The sequence below is a fragment of the Halomonas sp. 5021 genome (genome assembly GCF_036663435.1).
Classification (GTDB): Bacteria; Pseudomonadota; Gammaproteobacteria; order Pseudomonadales; family Halomonadaceae; genus Vreelandella; species Vreelandella janggokensis.
On sequence record NZ_JAXOVU010000009.1, the window covers coordinates 31548 to 50544 of the forward strand.

Sequence of the window (18997 nt, forward strand, 5' to 3'; positions counted from 1 at the left end):
CGAAGTTCTCATTCGTACCGTTTTTGAAAGTATCTTGATATCAAGATATGTGCGATTAATCTTGACGTCAAGCTAGTCAGGCGCAAAATACTCTTATGGATCATGTAGACAACATTCTCAAACAGTGGCGGCAGGAGAGGCCCGACCTCGACGTTGTGCCGATGGGTACCATCGGGCGGGTCAAGCGGCTGAACCACACTTTCATGCGTGCAATGGAGAAGACCTGGGCGGAATACGGCCTGACGGATGCCAGTTTTGACGTTCTGGCGACCCTTCGCAGAGAGGGGGAACCCTACGCGCTATCGCCGGGTGATTTGATGGCATCCACGATGGTGACGTCGGGCACCATGACCCACCGTATCAACCAGCTGGAAAAGGCGGGTTTGATTGAGCGGGTTAAAAACCCCGACGATGGCCGTGGTTTTCTCATTTCTCTTTCCCAGCGTGGGTTTGATTTGATCGACGAAGCCGTGGCCGCCCATGTGGAAACCCAGGCGCAGCTGGTGAGTGGCCTGAGTAAAGAGCAACGAGAGCAACTTGATGACCTGCTCAGGCAGTTCCTGGCGGTGTTTGAGTCATAGAGAGGCGTTTTACGTCAAACAAACCCACTGCGATGGCGGCTGGCTTGACCTCGTGTAGACTCTTAACTGTCTTTAAAACCGACCAGCCAAAGACCCGAGCAGCTTAATGACCACCTCGAATAACGCTTTTTCCGATGCTGAGCGGCGCGGGCTCTACCGCGCCATCTTTGAACGGCGCGATGTGCGCTCTCAGTTTCTGCCTGACCGGATCCCCCCTGACGTGCTGACCCGCCTGTTGGAGGCCGCGCACCATGCGCCTTCCGTGGGCTTTATGCAGCCATGGGATTTCATCGTGATTGAAAGTCGCGACGTCAGGGAAACGGTGCTGGCAATGTTCGAACAGGAGAACCAGAAGGCCGCCGAGCGCTTTGAAGGCGAGCGTAAAGCGCATTATCGAAGCCTTAAGCTGCAAGGGATTATGGAAAGTCCAATTAATCTCTGTATCACCTGTGACCGAAGCCGGGGCGGCCCCCATGTACTAGGGCGCAATAGCATTGTGGAAACCGACCTGTTTAGCACTTGTTTGGCGGTGCAAAACCTCTGGCTGGCAGCGCGGGCGGAAGGGATTGGCGTTGGTTGGGTGAGTATTCTTGACCAGGAACAGCTGAGCACTGCGTTAAGCCTGCCTGAGCATGTTTACCCGTTGGCGTATCTCTGTCTTGGCTACGTGAGCGAGTTTTTAGACCAGCCTGAGCTTGAAGCCAAAGGCTGGCGCTCTCGCCTACCATTAAGTGAACTTGTGCATGGAGATAAGTGGGGGCAGCCGCTGAACAGTGGTTAATGAGAAAACCTCTATAAGGAGGGCCTCCTCGTTGTTCCAGGCCCACCTGTATTGGGTTTGCGGCGCAGGCTTTTGTCTTCGTACATGCGCTCATCTGCCAGAGCAAATACCTGCTGGGCAGGCGCTTCGCTGGAGCTTGCGCATCCCAAGCTTACATGAAGCGCCAGTTCTTCGCGTTCGCCGTTGGCAGTGTCGATGGTACAGCGCTGGTCGGGAAGGTGTTCCCGGATCAGACTGGCCATACGCTTGGCTGCTGCCAGGTCGGCAGAGGGAAACAGAATGACGAACTCATCGCCACCGTAGCGTGCCAGTACGTCACTGTCCCGGCAGTGACGTTGCAGATACCTGGCAACGCTGGCAATCAGTTGGTCGCCTGCGACATGGCCATGATGGTCGTTCACTTCCTTGAGTCTATCGACATCCAACATCAGCACAGCAAAATCCAGGTTTGGCGTCTGGGCCTTGCTCTGGATGCTCATCTGCAGCGCCGATTCCAGAAATCCTCGGTTATAAAGGCCGGTGAGCCCGTCACGCTCAGCGGTTTTCTTCAGTTCCAAATGCAGCAATTTATTTTCGGTAGCGGCCGCCAACTGGTCGGCAAAGAGGGAGAGTATTTGCTCCAAACCATCGTCCCGGTTGGGAGCTTTCACGAACAGCCAACCTTCGTACATGCTTAAACGGGCTCCCATGGGCATTATATAGAGATTCTCACCTTCTTCTGTTTGTGGCAGTTTGACCGGATGTTCTCTTTGCTCATGAACGCTGGCCAATAAGCGCTTCAGGCGTTGTTCATCTTTTGGGCTTAGCCCCGCAACAGCCGCGTAGCGTGTTATTTCAGAGCGTTGCGGTTCCTGGAGAAAAACGGCAAAGCCGTAGCCGGGAAAGTGAGTATGTAGGTGGTTTAAAGAGTCATTCAGCAGGGAGTGGATATTGATCGCGCGATTGGCGACCGCTCCGAGATCCAACAGGGCGTGAAAAACCCGGTTCTGAAACTTAATCTCGCCAATGCTACGGCCAATCTGACGATTCTGACTGTACGTGACGCGACCAATGGTTAGAAAATAGACCACTGCTCCCGCCCACTGGTAGATGTCTAAGTTGTTACTCACATAAGGTCGAAAAGTAAACCCTGTCAAGGCACTTCCAATCAGGGCCGCGACGATAAAAAGTAGGGCTGAAACCATCATCTTCCTAAGTCCGCCGACCACTAAATTGTTCATCAGGCAGGCAAGCCCGATGGTAATGGTGGCTAACGCATAAAAATCCAGCACGCTGCACCAAAAACCAAACAGCAGGCTGTCGAAGAGGAGATTCCTGAACTCGGCACGCTTCGAATTCTGAGCGTTTGCCGCAAGCGCGTAGGCGACGCCGGGCCACAGCAGCAGCAACATCCCTGGCAGAATAAGCGTCCAGCCGCTGCCTTCTACGACAGCGATCCATACGGTTAGCCCGAAGGTATGGCAAAAGGCAAAAACTCGTGGGGCAATTGTTGCCAATGCAAGACGATGCGTACGTCTTAATAAAGGTTGCATTCGTGAGCTGTATCCAACGTCATTTGATTAACAGACTAGCACCTAAGAGATTGATCAGCCCTAATCTAGCGTTAGGCCAATAGCGTGGTGAGCCTACCTTTTGATCATGGGTTTTAGGCCGTGTCAGAGCGTATCGATTGGATGTGATGAAGCCTGACTTCATCTGATGATCTTGCCGTCAAAATCTCTGACCAGCGGCGGGTTGAGAAGTGTCGGCGCTGGTCAGCCTTCCCATAAATCGCTAATGTATTCGTTTGTGCTAAACAAGGTAGAGCGCCATTTATGCAAAGCGATATCGCCCTTCAGCGACTGAGTGCTGACGATCCAAATGCTGAAATCGTCGCGGGCTGGACATTTGCAACCTGGGGGCATTTACACCCTGGCCTCACCCCAGAACAGGCTATTGAACGTTTAAAAGCCGAATGTGGTCAGGCTGGGGTGCCTTCCATCTTTGTCGCCATGCAAGGCGAAACCCCGGTGGGAACCGCCAGCCTGATTGCCGATGACATGAGCATCCGCCGTGAACTTGCCCCCTGGCTGGCCTCAGTATTTGTCGTGCCCGAGTGGCGGGGGCGGGGTATTGCGTCTGCATTGGTGCGCCGGGTAGAAGCAGAGGCCGTTGAGAACGGCATCGAGCACTTCTATCTCTACACCCCTGATCAGCAGTCGCTCTATCGGCATTTGGGGTGGCAAGATGTAGAAAGCCTTGAGTACCGGGGCGAAACCGTCACGGTGATGTCACGGCAGTTGAGGCGTTAGGGGCGTATTGCCGCCCGTGGCTGCCCCCACCTGAATAGGCAAGGTATTAAGGACGGTGACTTAATCTCTTAACGTTTGTCGCCTATGCTTAGGGTGAATAGCATTTACGCACCGACAAAGGCATCGCGATGAGTCATGCACTAACGGGACACAATCGCCCTCAGCAAGTGATTGAAGCCATCCAGCAGGTCAACGCGCCGCTGGCCGCGGCGACCCGCCAAGCCAAATACGCCAAGATGGCGGCGTCGCCGTATCGTTTCTTTCGGGGTACCAATCATTTGTATTGGCAAGACGTATGGCACGACTGGCGCTTTGCGTTATTTGGAGGTTGGCCCAATACCCAGACCTGGCTGCAAGGTGACGCCCATGTCTACAACTTTGGTGCCTACGGTCATCATGATGACCAAGTGCGCTACGGTATGGACGATTTTGACGATGCGCTGATCGGCGACTACCAGTATGACTTGTGGCGGCTGGCCATCAGCGTGGTATTGGATGGCCGTGAAAATGTTGAACTTAGCCCCAAGGCCATTGATAAAGCGCTAAACAAGCTATTGGAAAGTTACTATCACACCTTGGCAGATCACACCGATGATGTGTGCATAGAGGCGGTGACGCTGGATAGCGCAAAAGGGCAGTTGAAACCTTTCATGAGCAAGGTGGCGGATAAGCAAAGCCGTGCGCGGATGCTGGAAAAGTGGACCACCCTCGACGACCAGCATGGCCGTCGGTTTGCGGAACGTCCCGGAAAACTAGCCAACTTGCCAGCAGACATGGCCAGCCAGTTGCGTCGGCTGATCGAGCAGGAATACCAGCAAACGCTTCAGGATCCGGTAAAAGAGAGCGATCCCCGTCATTTCCGCGTAAAAGACACGGCTCGCCGGTTAGATGCGGGCACCGGTTCGCTCGGGGTGGAGCGCTACTATGTGTTGATTGAAGGGGGCGCTGATCATGAACACGACGACATCATTCTGGATGTTAAAGAGCAGGTGACCCCGGAAGCGTATCGCTTTATGGACAAGCCCCAAAAGCAAGTATGGCGGAGGCTATTCCCCAATGAAGGTATTCGCCATGCGGCAGCATTTCATGCCATTGCGGAACACCCGGATGCCTATCTGGGTTGGCTCACCATGAATGAAAAGGTATTTTCGGTCCGTGAGCGCTCTCCCTTCAAGAAGGACTTCCCCACCCACAAGCTGTCCGGTGGCAAGCCATATCGCAAGCTCGCGCAGCAGTGGGGGCAGATCCTCGCCCGGGAACACCTGCGCGGTGCGCAAGCGCTGAATAACGGGGATCACCGGCCGTTTGCCATGGCGGTTTGTCAGCGGCTTAAAGGGCGTGAAGAAAAGTTTGTGGATGTCGTGTCGACCCTGGCGATGGCTTACGCTGACTGCGTCGAGCAGGACTACAGCGTGTTTATTGATCACTTCCTGGCGACCGATTCCCCTTAGATTGGGCAGCCGCCTGGATGGCGGTGACGATGATTACTGTGTTTGCCGTCTGCCGATTATAAAGCCATGTTCCTCGAATGACTCGGACCATACCACGCAGCGGTTACGGCCGCTGCGTTTGGCATGATAAAGCGCTTCATCAGCGAGTCGAAGTAGCTTATGCGGGTCATGAGTGTGGTCGGGGTAGGTGGCGATGCCGCAAGACAGTGTGATCCGTCTGAGTGTGGTTCCCTGGTGGTCGCAAGCGCATTGGGCAATTGAGGCTAACAGCGTATTGGCGCTGGACTCGGCTGTTTTGGCAGAGGTATCCGGGAGGAGCGCGACAAATTCTTCGCCCCCAATTCGGCAGACTATGCCCAGATCCACGAAGTGTTGAGTGAGTAGAGAGGCCATTTTGACCAGAACCGCATCGCCTGCATCGTGGCCAAAGTAATCGTTGATGTCCTTGAAATGATCAATATCCAGCATTAACAGCGAGACTTTTGTGCCATGTTGTTGAGCACGCCGGCATTCGTGATCGAATACCGTATTGAAATGGCGCCGGTTGTGAAGGCCGGTCAGGGGGTCTTCAAACGAGAGTCCCTCTAACTCGCGAACCAACTGCCCAAGTTCTTCTGTCCGTGCAGCCACCTGCTGCTCAAGGGTTTCGTTGGCCATTGCCAGTTGTTGCTGGGTGCGTCGGTAGTGCCACAAAAAGATGGCCGCAATAGCCAAGGAAAAAACCAGACTGCCATAGCTCAACGGCACCGTTCGCCAGGCCACAAAGCCATGAGCGACGGCCATATCAGCAAGTAGCAACGGAGCAAAAAAGGTGAAGCTCAGTACCAGCAAGCGCTGTTCAAGATTGAGTCGGCGAAAGCGAAAGAGGGCGAGCAACAGCATAATAGGCAAGGTGATGGCCAGCAGAACATCAAACACCGGGAAGGTGATCGAGAGGCTGATAATGCCTAACTGCACCAGGCCCATGGCCATCACCAAGTAAGCCAGGTGTAAGGCCCAGAGTCGTTTGATCCAGCGTTTGGCCGTTCCCTCAAGCCAATGGCTGAGTAGCATCCCCAGTGCGATCGGGAGGGTGTAGTAGCTGCCTGCTCTAAGCATATCCCAAGCCAGGGGACCGTCGGCGATCAACTGGCGGGCGGGTGCCTCGGCAAGCAGCATCAGCCCAGAGGCGTAGGCGAACAGTGCGGTGGCCAGGAAACCACGTCTTTCAGGCCCAATAAGGGCGAAAATAGTGGCCAGAATGGCAAGTACCAATACCAGCGCACTGACACCAAGGTCCTGGGCCGACTCATGGATGACGTGTTTGAGTACATCAATACGCTCCATTACCTGTACTTCGCCCCAAAGGCCAATACTGGTGTAGTAGGAATATAGGCGGAAGGCCAGTGGCTCGCCTTCAGTGTCTTCAGGCAGGTCGATCATGTGCCAAGGCCAGCCGGCAAAATCCCCTCGCCCCTGGTCGTCAAATTCCCCGTACTGATAAATCAGCTCATCACCGAGGTAGGCCTGGCCAATGAGATTGATACTGGTGATATAAAGGACGGGGTCGTTCCAATCGCCCTCAGGCAATGTCGTGCGTAACCAAAGGTGCTGATGGCCCTCGCGACCCGGTGGGTTAGAGGGAGACATCGTTGATAGCCAGTCGGCGGATTCATCATCTAGCCACTCGGGCTCGCCATTAGCATCCCGGGGCGAGTCGCCCCAGCGGTATTCCCAGTCCATTAGCGGCTGAGGTGGAGCTGCCGCTTTGACGCCATTAGAGAGTGTCGCCAGCACAATGAGTGAGACGATCAGCAGAATAAAATGGCGTATGGCGAACCCACGGGGCAGCATGGCGAACGTCCTCGTTTTTTATAGCGGTCATTCTGCTGATTCAAGGCAACAACAATACTCACGACCTATGGTTGATGCAGCGTGATACGAGAGCTTAAGCGCTTTAGCCCATTTTAACCAAAAAGGACGCCAAGGCGATGCTGTTTCTTCAACGATCCCCCGGTGGGGTGATGTCAAAAAATACAAACGCAGATGCCAGTCAAGGATCTTTCTTAAAGTGGTTGCGAAAACTCTTTAATTTACAGGATGTTGCCCCGCCGGGATTTTATGCCCGTGTTCGAGTCAGCAAGGTAAGTGCTATTCTGCCTGCTTTAAAGTGGCGGAAATAAAGGAGAGCCACGTGTCGGGTATTGTTGTCTGGCTGGATATGGTGGGGGTGATCGTTTTTGCCTTGTCTGGCGTCGTCCTGGCATGTCGTTCGCGCATGGACCCGTTTGGCATGCTGGTGCTGGCCGCCGTCACGGGGATTGGCGGCGGCACGCTGCGCGACCTGGTGCTGGGCGTCAGGCCGGTTTTTTGGGTGGCCGATCCAACGTACCTGTGGGTCATTTTTGCCACCGTGGGCATCTCGCTGGTGGGGTTTCACTATATCCACCGCCTTTCACGCGGCTTTTTACCGATTGCGGACGCCTTTGGTCTGGCCTTGTTTACGGTGATTGGCGCCCACAAAGCGCTGTTGCTGGGGACATCCGGTGTTGTCGCCGTGTTGATGGGAATGATGACGGGGGTGGCCGGCGGCATGATCCGCGATGTGCTGGCCCAGCGGGTGCCGATGGTGCTACGCGAAGAAATCTACGCCACGGCGGCGATGGCGGGAGGCACGGTTTACGTACTACTGGACGCCCTTCAAGCGCCGCTTATCCTGACCATCGCCGCCTCGCTAAGCGTGACCCTTGGGTTGCGAATCGCGGCGATTCACTGGCATCTGGCGCTGCCGGTATTTGCCTGGGTAAGCGTAGCGCCCAAAACCGACGATGACGCGACGGCACCACTTTCCACGTCGCAAAAAGCCAAAGAGCGGGTCAGGATGATTCGCCGTGAGCGCAACCGTCGTTAAGGTTTGGGAAAACGCGTTGCCTCCCGCCAGCGCTCAAACCAGCGCCTGGGTTGAAATACTTTCAGGTCAGGCTCGCTGTCGATCAGCTCGACGCCTGTTCCCAGGGCACCAATGCGGGCATATAGCGCGCCATTGGCCTGTTTCTCAGCCAGGGTGACGTCGGCCAGCAGTAGAAGAGGCCCGCCGGTAAGCGTCAGGTCGTAAAGGCGAATACGCTCGCCGTCGATGTGTAGCTTCGCATCACCGTTGATATCACGCACGTTCAAGAGTCGGCCCAGCCAACCGCTTTCACGGGCGCGCGCCAAGAAGAGTCGGGCGAGTAAGCCGGTATCACGCATGCCAAGGCGGAGGTCACTGGTGAGATTGATTGGGTCGCGCCACTCGAGCAGTGCGTTATCCAGGCTCAGTTGCACCCACCACCCGGCATCCTGAGTTCCATCTGCGCTGTGACGAAACACGTTTTCCAGACGCAGAAACGAGTCATCGGCGTTAAAACGCCGTGCGTCCAGGTCACCTTCGTCAAGTTGCAGATGCAGCTCAACATCGCCCTTGAGACGCTGGTCAAGCAGCGCCAGGTCGGCGCCAAAGGCGCGCAGGTTGATCTCGCCCTCGGCGGTCAGTCCTTCCAGCAGCCATTCGCTGGTCAGGCTCGCCTGACCGCCTAATAGACGGATACCCGCCTCTTCGGGTAGATAGCGGTTATAGCGGGTGAAGTCGGGTACCTGAGTAATGGGCAGCGCGATACGCGTGGTGAAGTAGGCAGGCTCTGGCGATGCCAGCACCTCACTAAAACGGTCGGTCTGCGTCGTGAGAGCGAAGTGGCGCCCTTCAAGGTGAGGTTGGTCGTCATCCTGGCGCGTGAGTGTAAAGTGCGGTATGCCCAGCGAAAGCTGGGCGTGCTCGGCGCTATCCAACTGAGCCGTCAACTCGCCGCGCCCGGTGGCGAGGTAGTCTAAAAAGCCCACCTCAAGCTGGTTGGCGTTGACCCTGAGGCGAGTTGGGGCCAGCAGGCGGTCATCACGGAAAGCGCCCTCAGCGAATAGCTGGCCGTTGCCCGCAAGCCTTAACCCGTGAGCACTGGGCAGGAAGGCATTCAAAAAACCTAGCCGCTGCACACTGCCCTCCAGAGCAAATTCCCCGCTGACCCGATTTGCGTCATTAGTTTCGGCGCGCTGGAAGCGGCCTTCTCTGAGTAACAGGGTGCTCTGTAGCTGCTCTGTGGAAGCGTCCGTATCCGCGACTTGCCAACGCAAACGTGATCCGCTGATATCCAGTGCGGTGCCGTCGAGCGCTGCCTGACGAATCACCAGGGTGAGCTGGGCATTGCTTTCCAGCGTGCCTTTCTGTTCGCCGTGCTGCCATCGGGTGGTGAGTTGCTCACCGGCTAAATGGATATCGCCATGCATCTGCTGGGTGGTGATATCAAGCTGGCCGAGGCTGGTGGCCTGGCCATTGAGCAGCTGTAGCGGGGCAGGATCGGGCAAGACCGCGCTCAGGTAGGGTTGCAGAACGCTGATGTCTGGCAGGCGTGCGGATTGCCAGGTAAGCCGGGCGGTAGCGTCTTCTCGCGCTTGCACAGGATCAATCGGGCTGCGCGTGTTCAGGGTGATGGTGGCGTCCGTCAGCAGCGTTCGCTCATGGTGGCGCAGGGTTGCGCCGATGAACGTAAGCGTCGCCTCGATAGCCTCTTCGGGGGTTAGCTGGGCCGTCAGCGAGCCGCTTCCCTGAGCATTGATATCCAGCAGTTGAGCCGATAGTTCTGGCGCCTGAATCGACAACGAGGCACGGTGAGGTCGGGCGTCACGAAGCGTTACACTGGCTTCGATTTGCCCGTTTCCGTCAAGGCGAATACCCTGGCCGTCAAAGGTGCCTGCCAGGTATCGGTCAAGCATGTCCAGCCGGTTGACCTGGCCTTGTAGTTCAAGCGTGGCGCCCGTCGGCAGATCCAGCCGGTCCAGGCGCTGGTTGGGAATGCGGGCAGCAAGGCGGAGCTGGGTATCGTCGGCATAGGGCTGGCTGTCAGCCAGGACCACATCGTTTAACTGAGTGGAAAAGGTGAGCGCATCGCCTTCTGCTGCCAGGCGCACGTGCCCTTCGCCGACAGCGGTATGCAGCGACGGTGATGAATCAGGGGTTATCCAGCGCGGTGAGTCGCTTGAATGGGGCGTCAGGCGTTGCTCATCCATTGACAGACGCAGGACAGAGGCTGTCAATGTGAGCAGGCTGCCGGGCTGTAACGTGCCAGCGTCAAGCGCAAGCTCGCCTTTCAACGCACCGTTACCGTCAAGCGTCAGCCAGGGCAGCGCTTGCAGGTAAGGCATGAAAACGTCCCAGGCATCGGCTTGAGCATCGATTGTCAACTGCGCTGAAAGGGCGCCAAGCAAACTGGCAATAAGCTCATGGGGTGGGATGTTTGCGGTGGATACGCTTTCCAGAGTGGCATTGGCGTCTAACTGGATATCTCGGGCCAGGATGGCCTGGTCGCTTGGTCGCATCAAGCGCCCATGGTGGATATCCAACGACAGATGGGGCACGGCCAAGGCGTCACGACTGAACTGAGTGTCCTTGATCTTGAGCTGGCCCTCGGCTTCCAGCGCCATATCGCCAACGGTCAGGCGGCGAAGCCCGCTTGCCTCCAGCGCTTTGATATGCAGTTCGCCGCGCAGCAAACCGAGCAAGGACAACGAAAGGGTGGCTTGCCGGGCGTCAACGGTGACGGGCATTCGATCATCTTCAAGCGCGAGGTAGAGATTCTCGACCTCCCAGCGCCCAGGGTGCAGGCTCTGGGCAGTTGACCAGCGCACCTCGACGCCTTCGATTCTGGAAATCTGCTGCGGCAGCCACTGGCTGTTGAGCAACCAGGTACTGCCGATGAGCCAGACAAGCACTACCGTCAAAGCACTCAAGAGTGTGACAACCAAGATGCGGGATAGACGTTTTGAGCGGTGACGCGGGTTTGGCATACGGCTTCCTTGCAGATGACTCCTGCTGATCGACGTTTTATGGCATTATGCGCGTCGTAAGCCCGCCATCGACTTTTGATTTCAACGCTAAGCAGACAGCCAACGCCATGTTCAAGGAATTTTACACGCAGCGCGGAGAGTATGTGGTGATCTCCGCTGAGCAGGCCAGCCACTTCGCCAAGGGCGTCGCGGGGGACTACAACCCGATCCATAATCCGGATGCGCGGCGTTTCTGTGTGCCAGGGGACCTTCTTTTTGCGCTGGTGTTGGCAAAATTTGGTTTGTCACGGCACATGACGTTTCGTTTTACCAGCATGGTGGGCGCGGATACACCACTGTTGTTCAGCGAAGCTGAAAATGGCGAGCTTCACGTATGCGGTGAAGACGGTAAACATTATTTACAGGTTACCCGACGGGGGGAGTGGACCAACGATGCCTCGGTAGTAGAAGCGTTTGCCCGCTGCTACGTAGCGTTTTCGGGCAAGAATTTTCCCCACTACCTCAAGCCGCTCATGGAACAGCACGGGGTCATGTTCAACCCCAAGCGTCCATTGGTGATCTACGACAGCATGGGGTTTTCGCTGGAGCGTCTGAACGCGGTATCGCCGGGATTGACGCTCAGCGACTCGTCGCTGGATGTGCAGGGCAAGCGTGCCGATGCGTTACTCGAATTTGCCATTCAATCAGCGGGCGAGCCGGTTGGGGTAGGCTCCAAGAAGTTGGTCGTCAGCGGGCTATGCCCCTATGACGCCGATGAAATGGCGGCGATTGTGGAAGAGTTCTATCGGCTCAAGGCTGCCTATCTCGCATCAGTCGAGTAAGCAGGCAAGCCGGGTACGACGTTAGTGGCGATGGCTGCCCTCAACGCTTGGGGTAGGGTATTCTTGGCTTCTCATCATAATGCCGTGCCACGCGCAGGTTCCATGCAACAAGTACTGCGCAACAAGTACTGGGCAACAGGCACGACGCAAATTACAAGAGGCGCTACATGAACCATCGTAAACTGCTGACCCTTGCCATTACCGCGACTACGCTGGCGGCAGCGTCACTCAGCACTCAGGCACGCGACTTTCGTTTAGGACTGATTACCCCCGCCCAGCATCTCTGGTCGACCGAAGCGGAAGCCTTTGCCGACACCTTGCATGAGCGCTCTGATGGCGAGCATAGCGTATCGGTTTTCCCTGCCCAGCAACTGGGTAACGAAGCGCAGATGGTGCAGCAGTTGCAAAGCGGTGCGCTGGACATGGCTTTCCTGACCATTGCCGAAATCTCCAATCGGATTCCCGACTTTGGCGCGCTTTATGCGCCTTATCTGGTTGATGACGTCAACCACGCTGCTCGCTTGCTGCGTTCAGACGCTGCTGGCGAGCTGCTGGACCTGATGCCGGAAGGTGTCGGTCTGGTTGGCGTTGGTTACGGTATGGTGGGCATGCGTCAGGTGCTCAGCCGTGACCCTATCGAGAGTGCTGATGACCTGGAAGGCCTGCGCCTGCGGATTACCCCATTTGAGCCAATCCGTGATTTCTATACGGCAACCGGTGCGGCCCCAGCGCCCATGCCGCTGTTGGAAGTGTACGATGCCCTGGCCAACGGTCAGGTAGATGCCATCGATATGGATTTCGACTCTATTCTGATTCTAAAATTCTACGAGCAGGCCGATAACCTGCTGATCTCCAATCACATGATGTTCCCCATGGTGGGGGTGGTGTCCGGGCGTGTATGGCGGGAGCTATCCGAAGAAGACCGTGAACTGATCGACACGACCATGGCCGAGCATCTGGAGAATGTACTGGTAGGCTTTGAGGAAAAAGACGCCGCTCAGGAAGAAGAGATCCGTGCGCTGGATATCAATATCGTCGAAGCGGATGCTGAGTTTTTCGCCGATGCGATTGCCGAGTGGGAAGATATCTGGGCACCCAAGGCGCCGATGCTGGAAACCCTGCGCGAGGAAGCCGATCGCCTGCGCGAGTAAACCGCCGACAAGCCAACCACTCGACCACTGACGAGGACCATCCACGATCATGTTGCAACGCCTTTCCTCGGGGCTTGCCCGCTTTGAAGAAACCGCCGCTGCCGCTCTGGCCGCGGCGGTGACGTGTTTGATCCTGATCAATATTGCCTTTCGTGTACTGGGTAACCCGCTTTATTGGATAAGTGAGTTATCCATTTACGCGATGATCTGGATGACGTTCCTGATTGCTGGCGCAGTATTCAAGCGTCGCCAGGGAGTGGCGGTGACTCTGCTGAGCGATGTGCTGCCCCGCGCCGGGCGAAAACTGATCGTCCTCTGGGTGGATGCCATGGTGCTGGTGTTTGCCCTGCTGCTCGTTTGGCTTTGCTGGCGCTGGTATCAGCCCTTCATGCTCGCCCAACTAGGCTTCGACACCGGCGCGTTTCAGGGGCAGACCTTCAACTTCATATACGCCGAGAACACCTCAACGCTGGGCGTGAAGAAGTTCTGGGTTTGGTTGATCGTGCCGTGGTTTGCGCTATCGCTCTCCCTGCATGGGCTGGCCAACGTCTGGCAGTCCGTCACCCAGTGGCGCCGCCCTGACGACGAACCGACGGTCGAGACCTTACGATGATGCGGGTGGAGCGCTTATGACGATTGCCGTGTTTGTACTGCTACTGATCAGTGCCGTGCCGATTGCCCTGGTGCTCGCACTGACGGCGATGGTGTATATCTATGTGTCGGGCAATAGCGTGCTGTTCGAGTCTTACCCGCAGCAATTATTCAGCGCCATCGAGAGCTATGGGCTGCTGGCGATCCCGCTATTCATGCTGGCTGGAGAGCTGATGAACGAAGGCGGTCTCACCCGACGTTTGATCGCCCTGGCACGAATTCTGGTGGGCGGTTTCCGTGGAGGCCTGGCATATATCAACCTGGTCGCCAACATGATGATGGCGGCCATTATCGGCTCGGCGGCGTCGCAAATCGCTATCATGTCCCGCGCCATGGTGCCCGCCATGGAAGAGGAAGGCTACGATACGCCGTACAGCGCGGCGATTACCGCGGCAGGTGGCCTGCTGTCGCCGATCATCCCGCCCTCGATGCTGTTTGTGCTGTTCGGGGTGATGGCCCAGGTACCTATCGCCGAGATGTTTATTGCCGGGTTGTTGCCGGGGTTACTGCTGGGGGCAAGTTTCTTTATCGTGATCGCGCTGGTCGGCTTGGTGCAGCAATACCCCAAAGGCCAGTGGCCCAGTCGCCGTCAGGCGGTGCACGATGCGCTTTGGGGGCTGCCAGCAATGCTGATTCCGGTGATTATTATCGGCGGCATTCTGTGGGGCATTGCCACACCCACCGAGTCGGCGGCGTTGGCCTCGCTTGCGGCCTTGATCATGGGGCGTTTTGTGTATGGCGAACTACGTCTGGTTCAAATGCCCCAAGTGCTCAAACGCACGGCGGTCAATGCCGGTTTGGTCATCATGCTGATTGCCGCCGCTGGCGTATTTGGCTGGGTGGTGATCTACGAGCAGTTGCCACAGATGGCGGCCGAGTGGATCGCAGCCCTTACTGCCAATCCCTTCATTTTCCTGCTCATGGTGATTGGCGCACTGTTGCTGGTGGGCATGGTCATCGACGGTATCGCCGCGCTGATTCTTGTGGTGCCGATCCTGATGCCGATTGCCGAGACGCAATTTGCCATCAGCCCTTATCAATTTGGCGTCGTGGTATGTCTGACCTTGGTATTGGGGCTGTTAACGCCCCCTGTTGGTGCCGGGCTGTTTATCGCTTCTTCGATGACCGGCGCACCACCGCTGAAAATCTTCCGTGCACTGCTGCCGTTTTTGCTGGCAACCCTGGTCACGCTGGTGCTGCTCGCATGGCTGCCGTGGCTGACCAACGGGCTGATCCAGCGATAACAAACCGCTGCAAAACGATGTTCCTGGTGCTGTTTCGCTGGTACGTGTTCTGCTGGCGCATTGCCAGCAGCACGTCGTGATGGAAAGGCTAATTGACGCCGCGCGCGAGATTCTGTTTACTCGTGCAATAGTGCGTTTACGTTTACGTCAACTTTCTAACACAATGACAACAGGAGCAACGCCATGCCCACTCGCGATATCCCCATGTTTATCGATGGTCAGCCCGTCATGTCCCAGAGCCAGGAATGGCGTGATGTGGTGAATCCCGCTACCCAGGAAGTCGTCGCTCGCGTGCCTTTCTGCACCGCCGACGAAGTCGAGCGCGCCATTGCCAGCGCTGAAATGGCCTTCAAGGAGTGGCGCAAGGTACCGCTGGGTAAACGGATGCGCATCATGCTCAAGCTACAGGCGCTGATTCGCGAGCACACCCCAGAGTTGGCGGCGTTGATTACAGAAGAGCACGGCAAAACCCTGCCGGATGCTGAAGGCGAGGTTGGGCGCGGACTGGAGGTGGTCGAGCATGCCTGCTCCATTACCTCACTCCAGTTGGGGGAACTGGCCAATAATGCCGCCAACGAGGTCGATGTCTACACCATGCACCATCCGCTGGGTGTCGGGGCGGGCATTACTGCTTTCAACTTCCCGATCATGCTGCCCTGTTTCATGTTCCCGCTGGCCATTGCGACCGGTAATACCTTCGTGCTGAAACCCTCGGAGCAGGATCCCAGCTCGACCATGCGCCTGGTGGAGCTTGCCCACGAAGCGGGCATTCCGGCGGGCGTATTGAATGTGGTTCACGGTGGCCCCGAGGTGGCGAACCAGATTGCCGATCATCAGGCGATCAAGGCGCTGTCGTTCATTGGCTCATCCCACGTAGGCTCGCTGCTGTATAACCGCGCCGCCGCGGCGGGTAAACGCATGCAGGCGATGATGGGCGCCAAGAACCATTGCGTGGTCATGCCCGATGCCAATCGCAGTCAGGCGATCGACAGCCTGCTGGGCTCTGCCTTTGGGGCGGCCGGGCAGCGTTGCATGGCCAACTCGGTGGTGGTCCTGGTGGGGGAAGCCCGTGAATGGCTCGACGATATTGTGGAAGGCGCTCGTGGCATGAAAGTCGGGCCTGGCACCCAGCGTGACGCTGACCTGGGCCCGCTGGTATCCCCTCAGGCCAAGGAGCGCGTCGAGCGTTTGATTGGCGCAGGTGAAAAAGAGGGCGCCAGATTAATGGTCGACGGGCGAGGCTGCTCGGTTGATGGCTATCCGGAAGGTAATTTTGTCGGGCCGACGTTATTTGCCGACGTGACGGCAGACATGTCCATCTACCGGGAAGAGATCTTTGGCCCGGTACTCTGCGTGGTCAGCGTGGCAACCCTGGATGATGCCATCGCGTTCATCAATGCCAACCCCAACGGCAATGGCACCTCGATCTTTACCAACTCCGGCTGGGTGGCGCGGCGCTTTGAAAACGATATCGATGTGGGGCAGATCGGCATCAACGTACCGATCCCGGTGCCGGTGGCCTATTTCAGCTTTACCGGTTCGCGAGGCTCGAAGCTTGGTGACCTGGGTCCCAACGGCAAGCAGGCGATTGCTTTCTGGACCCAGACCAAGACCGTGACAGCACGCTGGTTTGAGCCGGAAAACGTCTCCAGCGGTATCAATAGCACCATCTCACTTGGCTGATGTCACTCGCCAAACGATATTTCCCTCGGCCTGAATGGGCCGAGGGAACGTCAATGCGAGGACTAAAAATCCTGGAACAGCGGTAAACTCTCCTCCAGCAGCCGTTCAATCGGATCAAGCTGACTCTCGTGCAGTACCAGCATTGAAGGCTCGCTGGCAAAATGCTTGCCGGTTGGCACCAGCAGTGCAAACTCGCCTTCTTCAAGATGAAATTCGTGAATCTCGCGCAGCCCTTGGGCGGTATAGCACTGGGTGCAGCGGTACGCTTCGTCCTCGCCGTATACCAGGCGGTGGTACATCTTGAACAGCGTATAGAGTGCCAAACCGCCTTCAAAAGCAGGCCAGCGGGCCGGAATAGTGCGCGTTTCTTCATCCAGCGTTTGCCCGTCTGCCTCGGCATTGGCGATCGCATCGTCTAGCGGGCTGGCCAGCAGGTCATCACGTGCGGCCGGAAGGGCGACGTTGTCTTTTGAAGCCTGAGTAAAGGTGCTGACTGCGCGTTTAAAATCAGCCACGTTGTGAATGGCGTAGTCGGCATGCTGCAAGTCATCCGGCTCGAAACCGCCGTTCTCCCAGCCATGGATGACTCTCAACGTCATCAAGCCACGCTCCATGGGGCGTGCCAACAGCAAGTAAAGCGCAATATGCAGATGTAACTGTCGCTCATCCGTATCGTTTTCAAACGCATTGTAAGGGTCAGCAAACAAGGCGTGGAGCCTGCCCGGCGTATGTTCCTTGGCTTCTGTATAGCGCATTAGAGATTTCCCGTTGAGCGAACCGTGTCGCTCTGGGCGCACGGTTTCTATAACGTTATTAGAGCACCTACGGAGTATGGCGAGCGATGACGCGGATTGAAAGCCCTCGGTCGTGTGAAGCACCGAGTGCTTGCGCGTTATGGCATGCGCGCGCCACTTTACGTTGGTGCGATTCTCGTTGAGAATAATACCTGTTCATAACGATCTTTCACACACTGTCGCCAGGGGGGCCTCGAAGAGGCTGAGAGTGCGCTTGCGCTGACCCTGGAACCTGATCCGGATGATACCGGCGGAGGAAGTGCGACATGCCCTACCTGACATCAGCTGCGCTTGCCGCGGCACTTGGCGTTTTCATCATCCTTGGCCTGCGGGCTCGCTGGGCCGGTGGCACGGTCGATGATTACATTACGGCCCGCAATTCCCAGTCCGGAGCGACCCTCGGACTATCGTTTCTTGCCTCCGGGATGGGGGCATGGATTCTGTTTGCCCCGCCGGAAATCGGCGCCTTTGTTGGCCCCGTGGCGCTTGCGGGTTATGCCATCGGTTCGGCATTGCCATTTATCGTATTGGGCCTTTATGGGCCGGCCATCCGCCGCGCACTGCCCGAAGGCAGAAGCATCGCCGAGTTTGCCCAGGCATGCTATGGCACCAGCGTGCGGCGCTGGGTGTCACTGGTGTCAGTGGCCTATATGGCCTGCTTTCTCGCTGCAGAGCTGACGGCGATTGGTGCGATTACCGCATTACTTTCCGATGTGCCGCCCGCTTTGGTTGTCCTCGGTGTCGCTTTGAGCACGCTTGCCTATACCGTGCTTGGCGGGCTGAGGGCGAGCCTTGCCACCGACCGTTGGCAGGCCTGGCTGTTGATCGCTCTGCTGCTTATCGTCAGCAGTGTTGCCTTCACCTATTTACCCGCCATGCCAGACGTATCGTCGATGCCGAGTGCCCCATTGGGCGACGCGCTGAGTGTAGCGGTGACACTGGTCATTGCTGTCACCGCGGCTAACCTTTTCCACCAGGGTTACTGGCAGCGAGTGTGGGCCGCGCAGGATTCACGCAGTCTGGGCCAGGGGGCCTGGCTGGGGGGTGGCATGACCGTCGCTGTGGTGATGGTCATCGGCGGCCTGGGGATGCTTGCCGCGATGAGTGGCGTTGCGCTGGGTGAGCCGCCCATCCCGTTTTTTGCTCTGCTGGGAAATGCGCCGTCGTGGCTCGCCATGCTGGCCCTGGTGCTGGCGGTGACACTGGTGGCGTCCAGTGTCGATACGCTACAGAACGCGATTGCCTCGCTGATAGTCTCCCAGCATGAGCAGCAGGGCAGGTCGCTGACCACGGCGCGCTGGTGGACCGTTGTGCTGATGGTGCCGGTGGTGATCATCGCCCTTCAGGGGCTTTCCGTATTGCGGCTATTCCTGATCGCCGACTTGCTGTGTGCCGCGATTGTCGTACCGGTATTGCTGGGGCTATGGAAGCGGATGTCCACCGCGGCTGCGATTGGCGGCGGTATTGCAGGGCTTTTAGGCGCCGTGTTACCCGGCTGGCTGGCCAGTGGTAGCCTTGTAGCGGGTCTCATGGCGGCGACTTTCCCTGCTGGTATTCCCACGCTGGGTCCTTTCCTCGGTGCGTTATGTGCTTCTACACTGGTAAGTGTTAGCTGGGCGAAAGTGGTTGGTCATCGGGCATCTTGGGCAAAGCATGGCTGATCACGTTATGATGGTTGGTTATCGTCTACCGTCAT

At 57.1% G+C, this 18997-nt stretch carries 15 protein-coding genes and 1 riboswitch; of the genes, 11 read left to right on the forward strand and 4 right to left on the reverse strand.

Annotated features, from left to right (window positions below):
* Nucleotides 1-95: 95 nt before the first annotated feature.
* Nucleotides 96-581, forward strand: coding sequence for a MarR family winged helix-turn-helix transcriptional regulator (locus R3F64_RS14070; RefSeq protein ID WP_085917858.1), 486 nt, complete (start codon nt 96-98; stop codon nt 579-581).
* Nucleotides 582-687: 106 nt separating this feature from the next.
* Nucleotides 688-1362 carry a 5,6-dimethylbenzimidazole synthase gene (bluB, locus tag R3F64_RS14075; RefSeq protein ID WP_085917857.1) on the forward strand — a complete coding sequence of 225 codons (675 nt, stop codon included), beginning with the start codon at nt 688-690 and terminating at the stop codon, nt 1360-1362.
* An 11-nt stretch (nt 1363-1373) separates the two neighbouring features.
* Here bluB and R3F64_RS14080 read toward each other — a convergent pair whose 3' ends face one another.
* Nucleotides 1374-2894, reverse strand: a complete 1521-nt coding sequence (locus R3F64_RS14080; RefSeq protein ID WP_332612092.1) for a sensor domain-containing diguanylate cyclase — start codon at nt 2892-2894, stop codon at nt 1374-1376.
* Nucleotides 2895-3176: 282 nt separating this feature from the next.
* Here R3F64_RS14080 and R3F64_RS14085 point away from each other — a divergent pair, with 282 nt between their 5' ends.
* On the forward strand, nt 3177-3653 hold the full coding sequence (locus R3F64_RS14085; RefSeq protein WP_199284813.1) for a GNAT family N-acetyltransferase: 477 nt from the start codon (nt 3177-3179) through the stop codon (nt 3651-3653).
* A 128-nt stretch (nt 3654-3781) separates the two neighbouring features.
* The gene (locus R3F64_RS14090; protein ID WP_332612095.1) at nt 3782-5104 is read left to right on the forward strand and encodes a DUF2252 domain-containing protein; all 1323 of its coding nucleotides are present in this window, start codon (nt 3782-3784) and stop codon (nt 5102-5104) included.
* A 33-nt stretch (nt 5105-5137) separates the two neighbouring features.
* Here R3F64_RS14090 and R3F64_RS14095 read toward each other — a convergent pair whose 3' ends face one another.
* Nucleotides 5138-6937 carry a GGDEF domain-containing protein gene (locus R3F64_RS14095; protein ID WP_332612097.1) on the reverse strand — a complete coding sequence of 600 codons (1800 nt, stop codon included), beginning with the start codon at nt 6935-6937 and terminating at the stop codon, nt 5138-5140.
* Nucleotides 6938-7277: 340 nt separating this feature from the next.
* On the opposite strand from R3F64_RS14095, the gene R3F64_RS14100 reads away from it, so the two are divergent.
* Nucleotides 7278-7994 carry a trimeric intracellular cation channel family protein gene (locus R3F64_RS14100; protein ID WP_085917852.1) on the forward strand — a complete coding sequence of 239 codons (717 nt, stop codon included), beginning with the start codon at nt 7278-7280 and terminating at the stop codon, nt 7992-7994.
* On the opposite strand, the gene R3F64_RS14105 is transcribed toward R3F64_RS14100, so the two are convergent.
* Nucleotides 7991-10957 carry a hypothetical protein gene (locus R3F64_RS14105; RefSeq protein ID WP_332612100.1) on the reverse strand — a complete coding sequence of 989 codons (2967 nt, stop codon included), beginning with the start codon at nt 10955-10957 and terminating at the stop codon, nt 7991-7993. The two genes, R3F64_RS14100 and R3F64_RS14105, sit on opposite strands and share 4 nt — an antisense overlap.
* Nucleotides 10958-11064: 107 nt before the next feature.
* On the opposite strand from R3F64_RS14105, the gene R3F64_RS14110 reads away from it, so the two are divergent.
* The 5 genes from R3F64_RS14110 (at nt 11065) to R3F64_RS14130 (ending at nt 16507) form a co-directional block, all read left to right on the forward strand.
* Nucleotides 11065-11778 carry a DUF3581 family protein gene (locus tag R3F64_RS14110; RefSeq protein ID WP_085917904.1) on the forward strand — a complete coding sequence of 238 codons (714 nt, stop codon included), beginning with the start codon at nt 11065-11067 and terminating at the stop codon, nt 11776-11778.
* Nucleotides 11779-11945: 167 nt separating this feature from the next.
* Entirely contained in the window at nt 11946-12929 is a 984-nt protein-coding gene (locus R3F64_RS14115) for a TRAP transporter substrate-binding protein (RefSeq protein WP_332612102.1), read from the forward strand.
* A gap of 49 nt (nt 12930-12978) precedes the next feature.
* A complete protein-coding gene (locus R3F64_RS14120) occupies nt 12979-13542 on the forward strand; it encodes a TRAP transporter small permease (RefSeq protein ID WP_332612104.1) in 564 nt (187 codons plus the stop codon).
* A gap of 16 nt (nt 13543-13558) precedes the next feature.
* Nucleotides 13559-14824, forward strand: coding sequence for a TRAP transporter large permease (locus R3F64_RS14125; RefSeq protein WP_332612106.1), 1266 nt, complete (start codon nt 13559-13561; stop codon nt 14822-14824).
* A 183-nt stretch (nt 14825-15007) separates the two neighbouring features.
* On the forward strand, nt 15008-16507 hold the full coding sequence (locus tag R3F64_RS14130) for a CoA-acylating methylmalonate-semialdehyde dehydrogenase (protein WP_332612108.1): 1500 nt from the start codon (nt 15008-15010) through the stop codon (nt 16505-16507).
* Nucleotides 16508-16569: 62 nt separating this feature from the next.
* Here R3F64_RS14130 and R3F64_RS14135 read toward each other — a convergent pair whose 3' ends face one another.
* Nucleotides 16570-17262 carry a hypothetical protein gene (locus tag R3F64_RS14135; protein WP_085917846.1) on the reverse strand — a complete coding sequence of 231 codons (693 nt, stop codon included), beginning with the start codon at nt 17260-17262 and terminating at the stop codon, nt 16570-16572.
* Between the two features lie 213 nt (nt 17263-17475).
* Nucleotides 17476-17578, forward strand: a riboswitch (TPP riboswitch).
* On the opposite strand from R3F64_RS14135, the gene R3F64_RS14140 reads away from it, so the two are divergent.
* Complete coding sequence (locus tag R3F64_RS14140) at nt 17568-18962, forward strand: sodium:solute symporter family transporter (protein ID WP_332612110.1); 1395 nt, start codon at nt 17568-17570, stop codon at nt 18960-18962. It overlaps the preceding riboswitch by 11 nt.
* Nucleotides 18963-18997 lie beyond the last annotated feature (35 nt).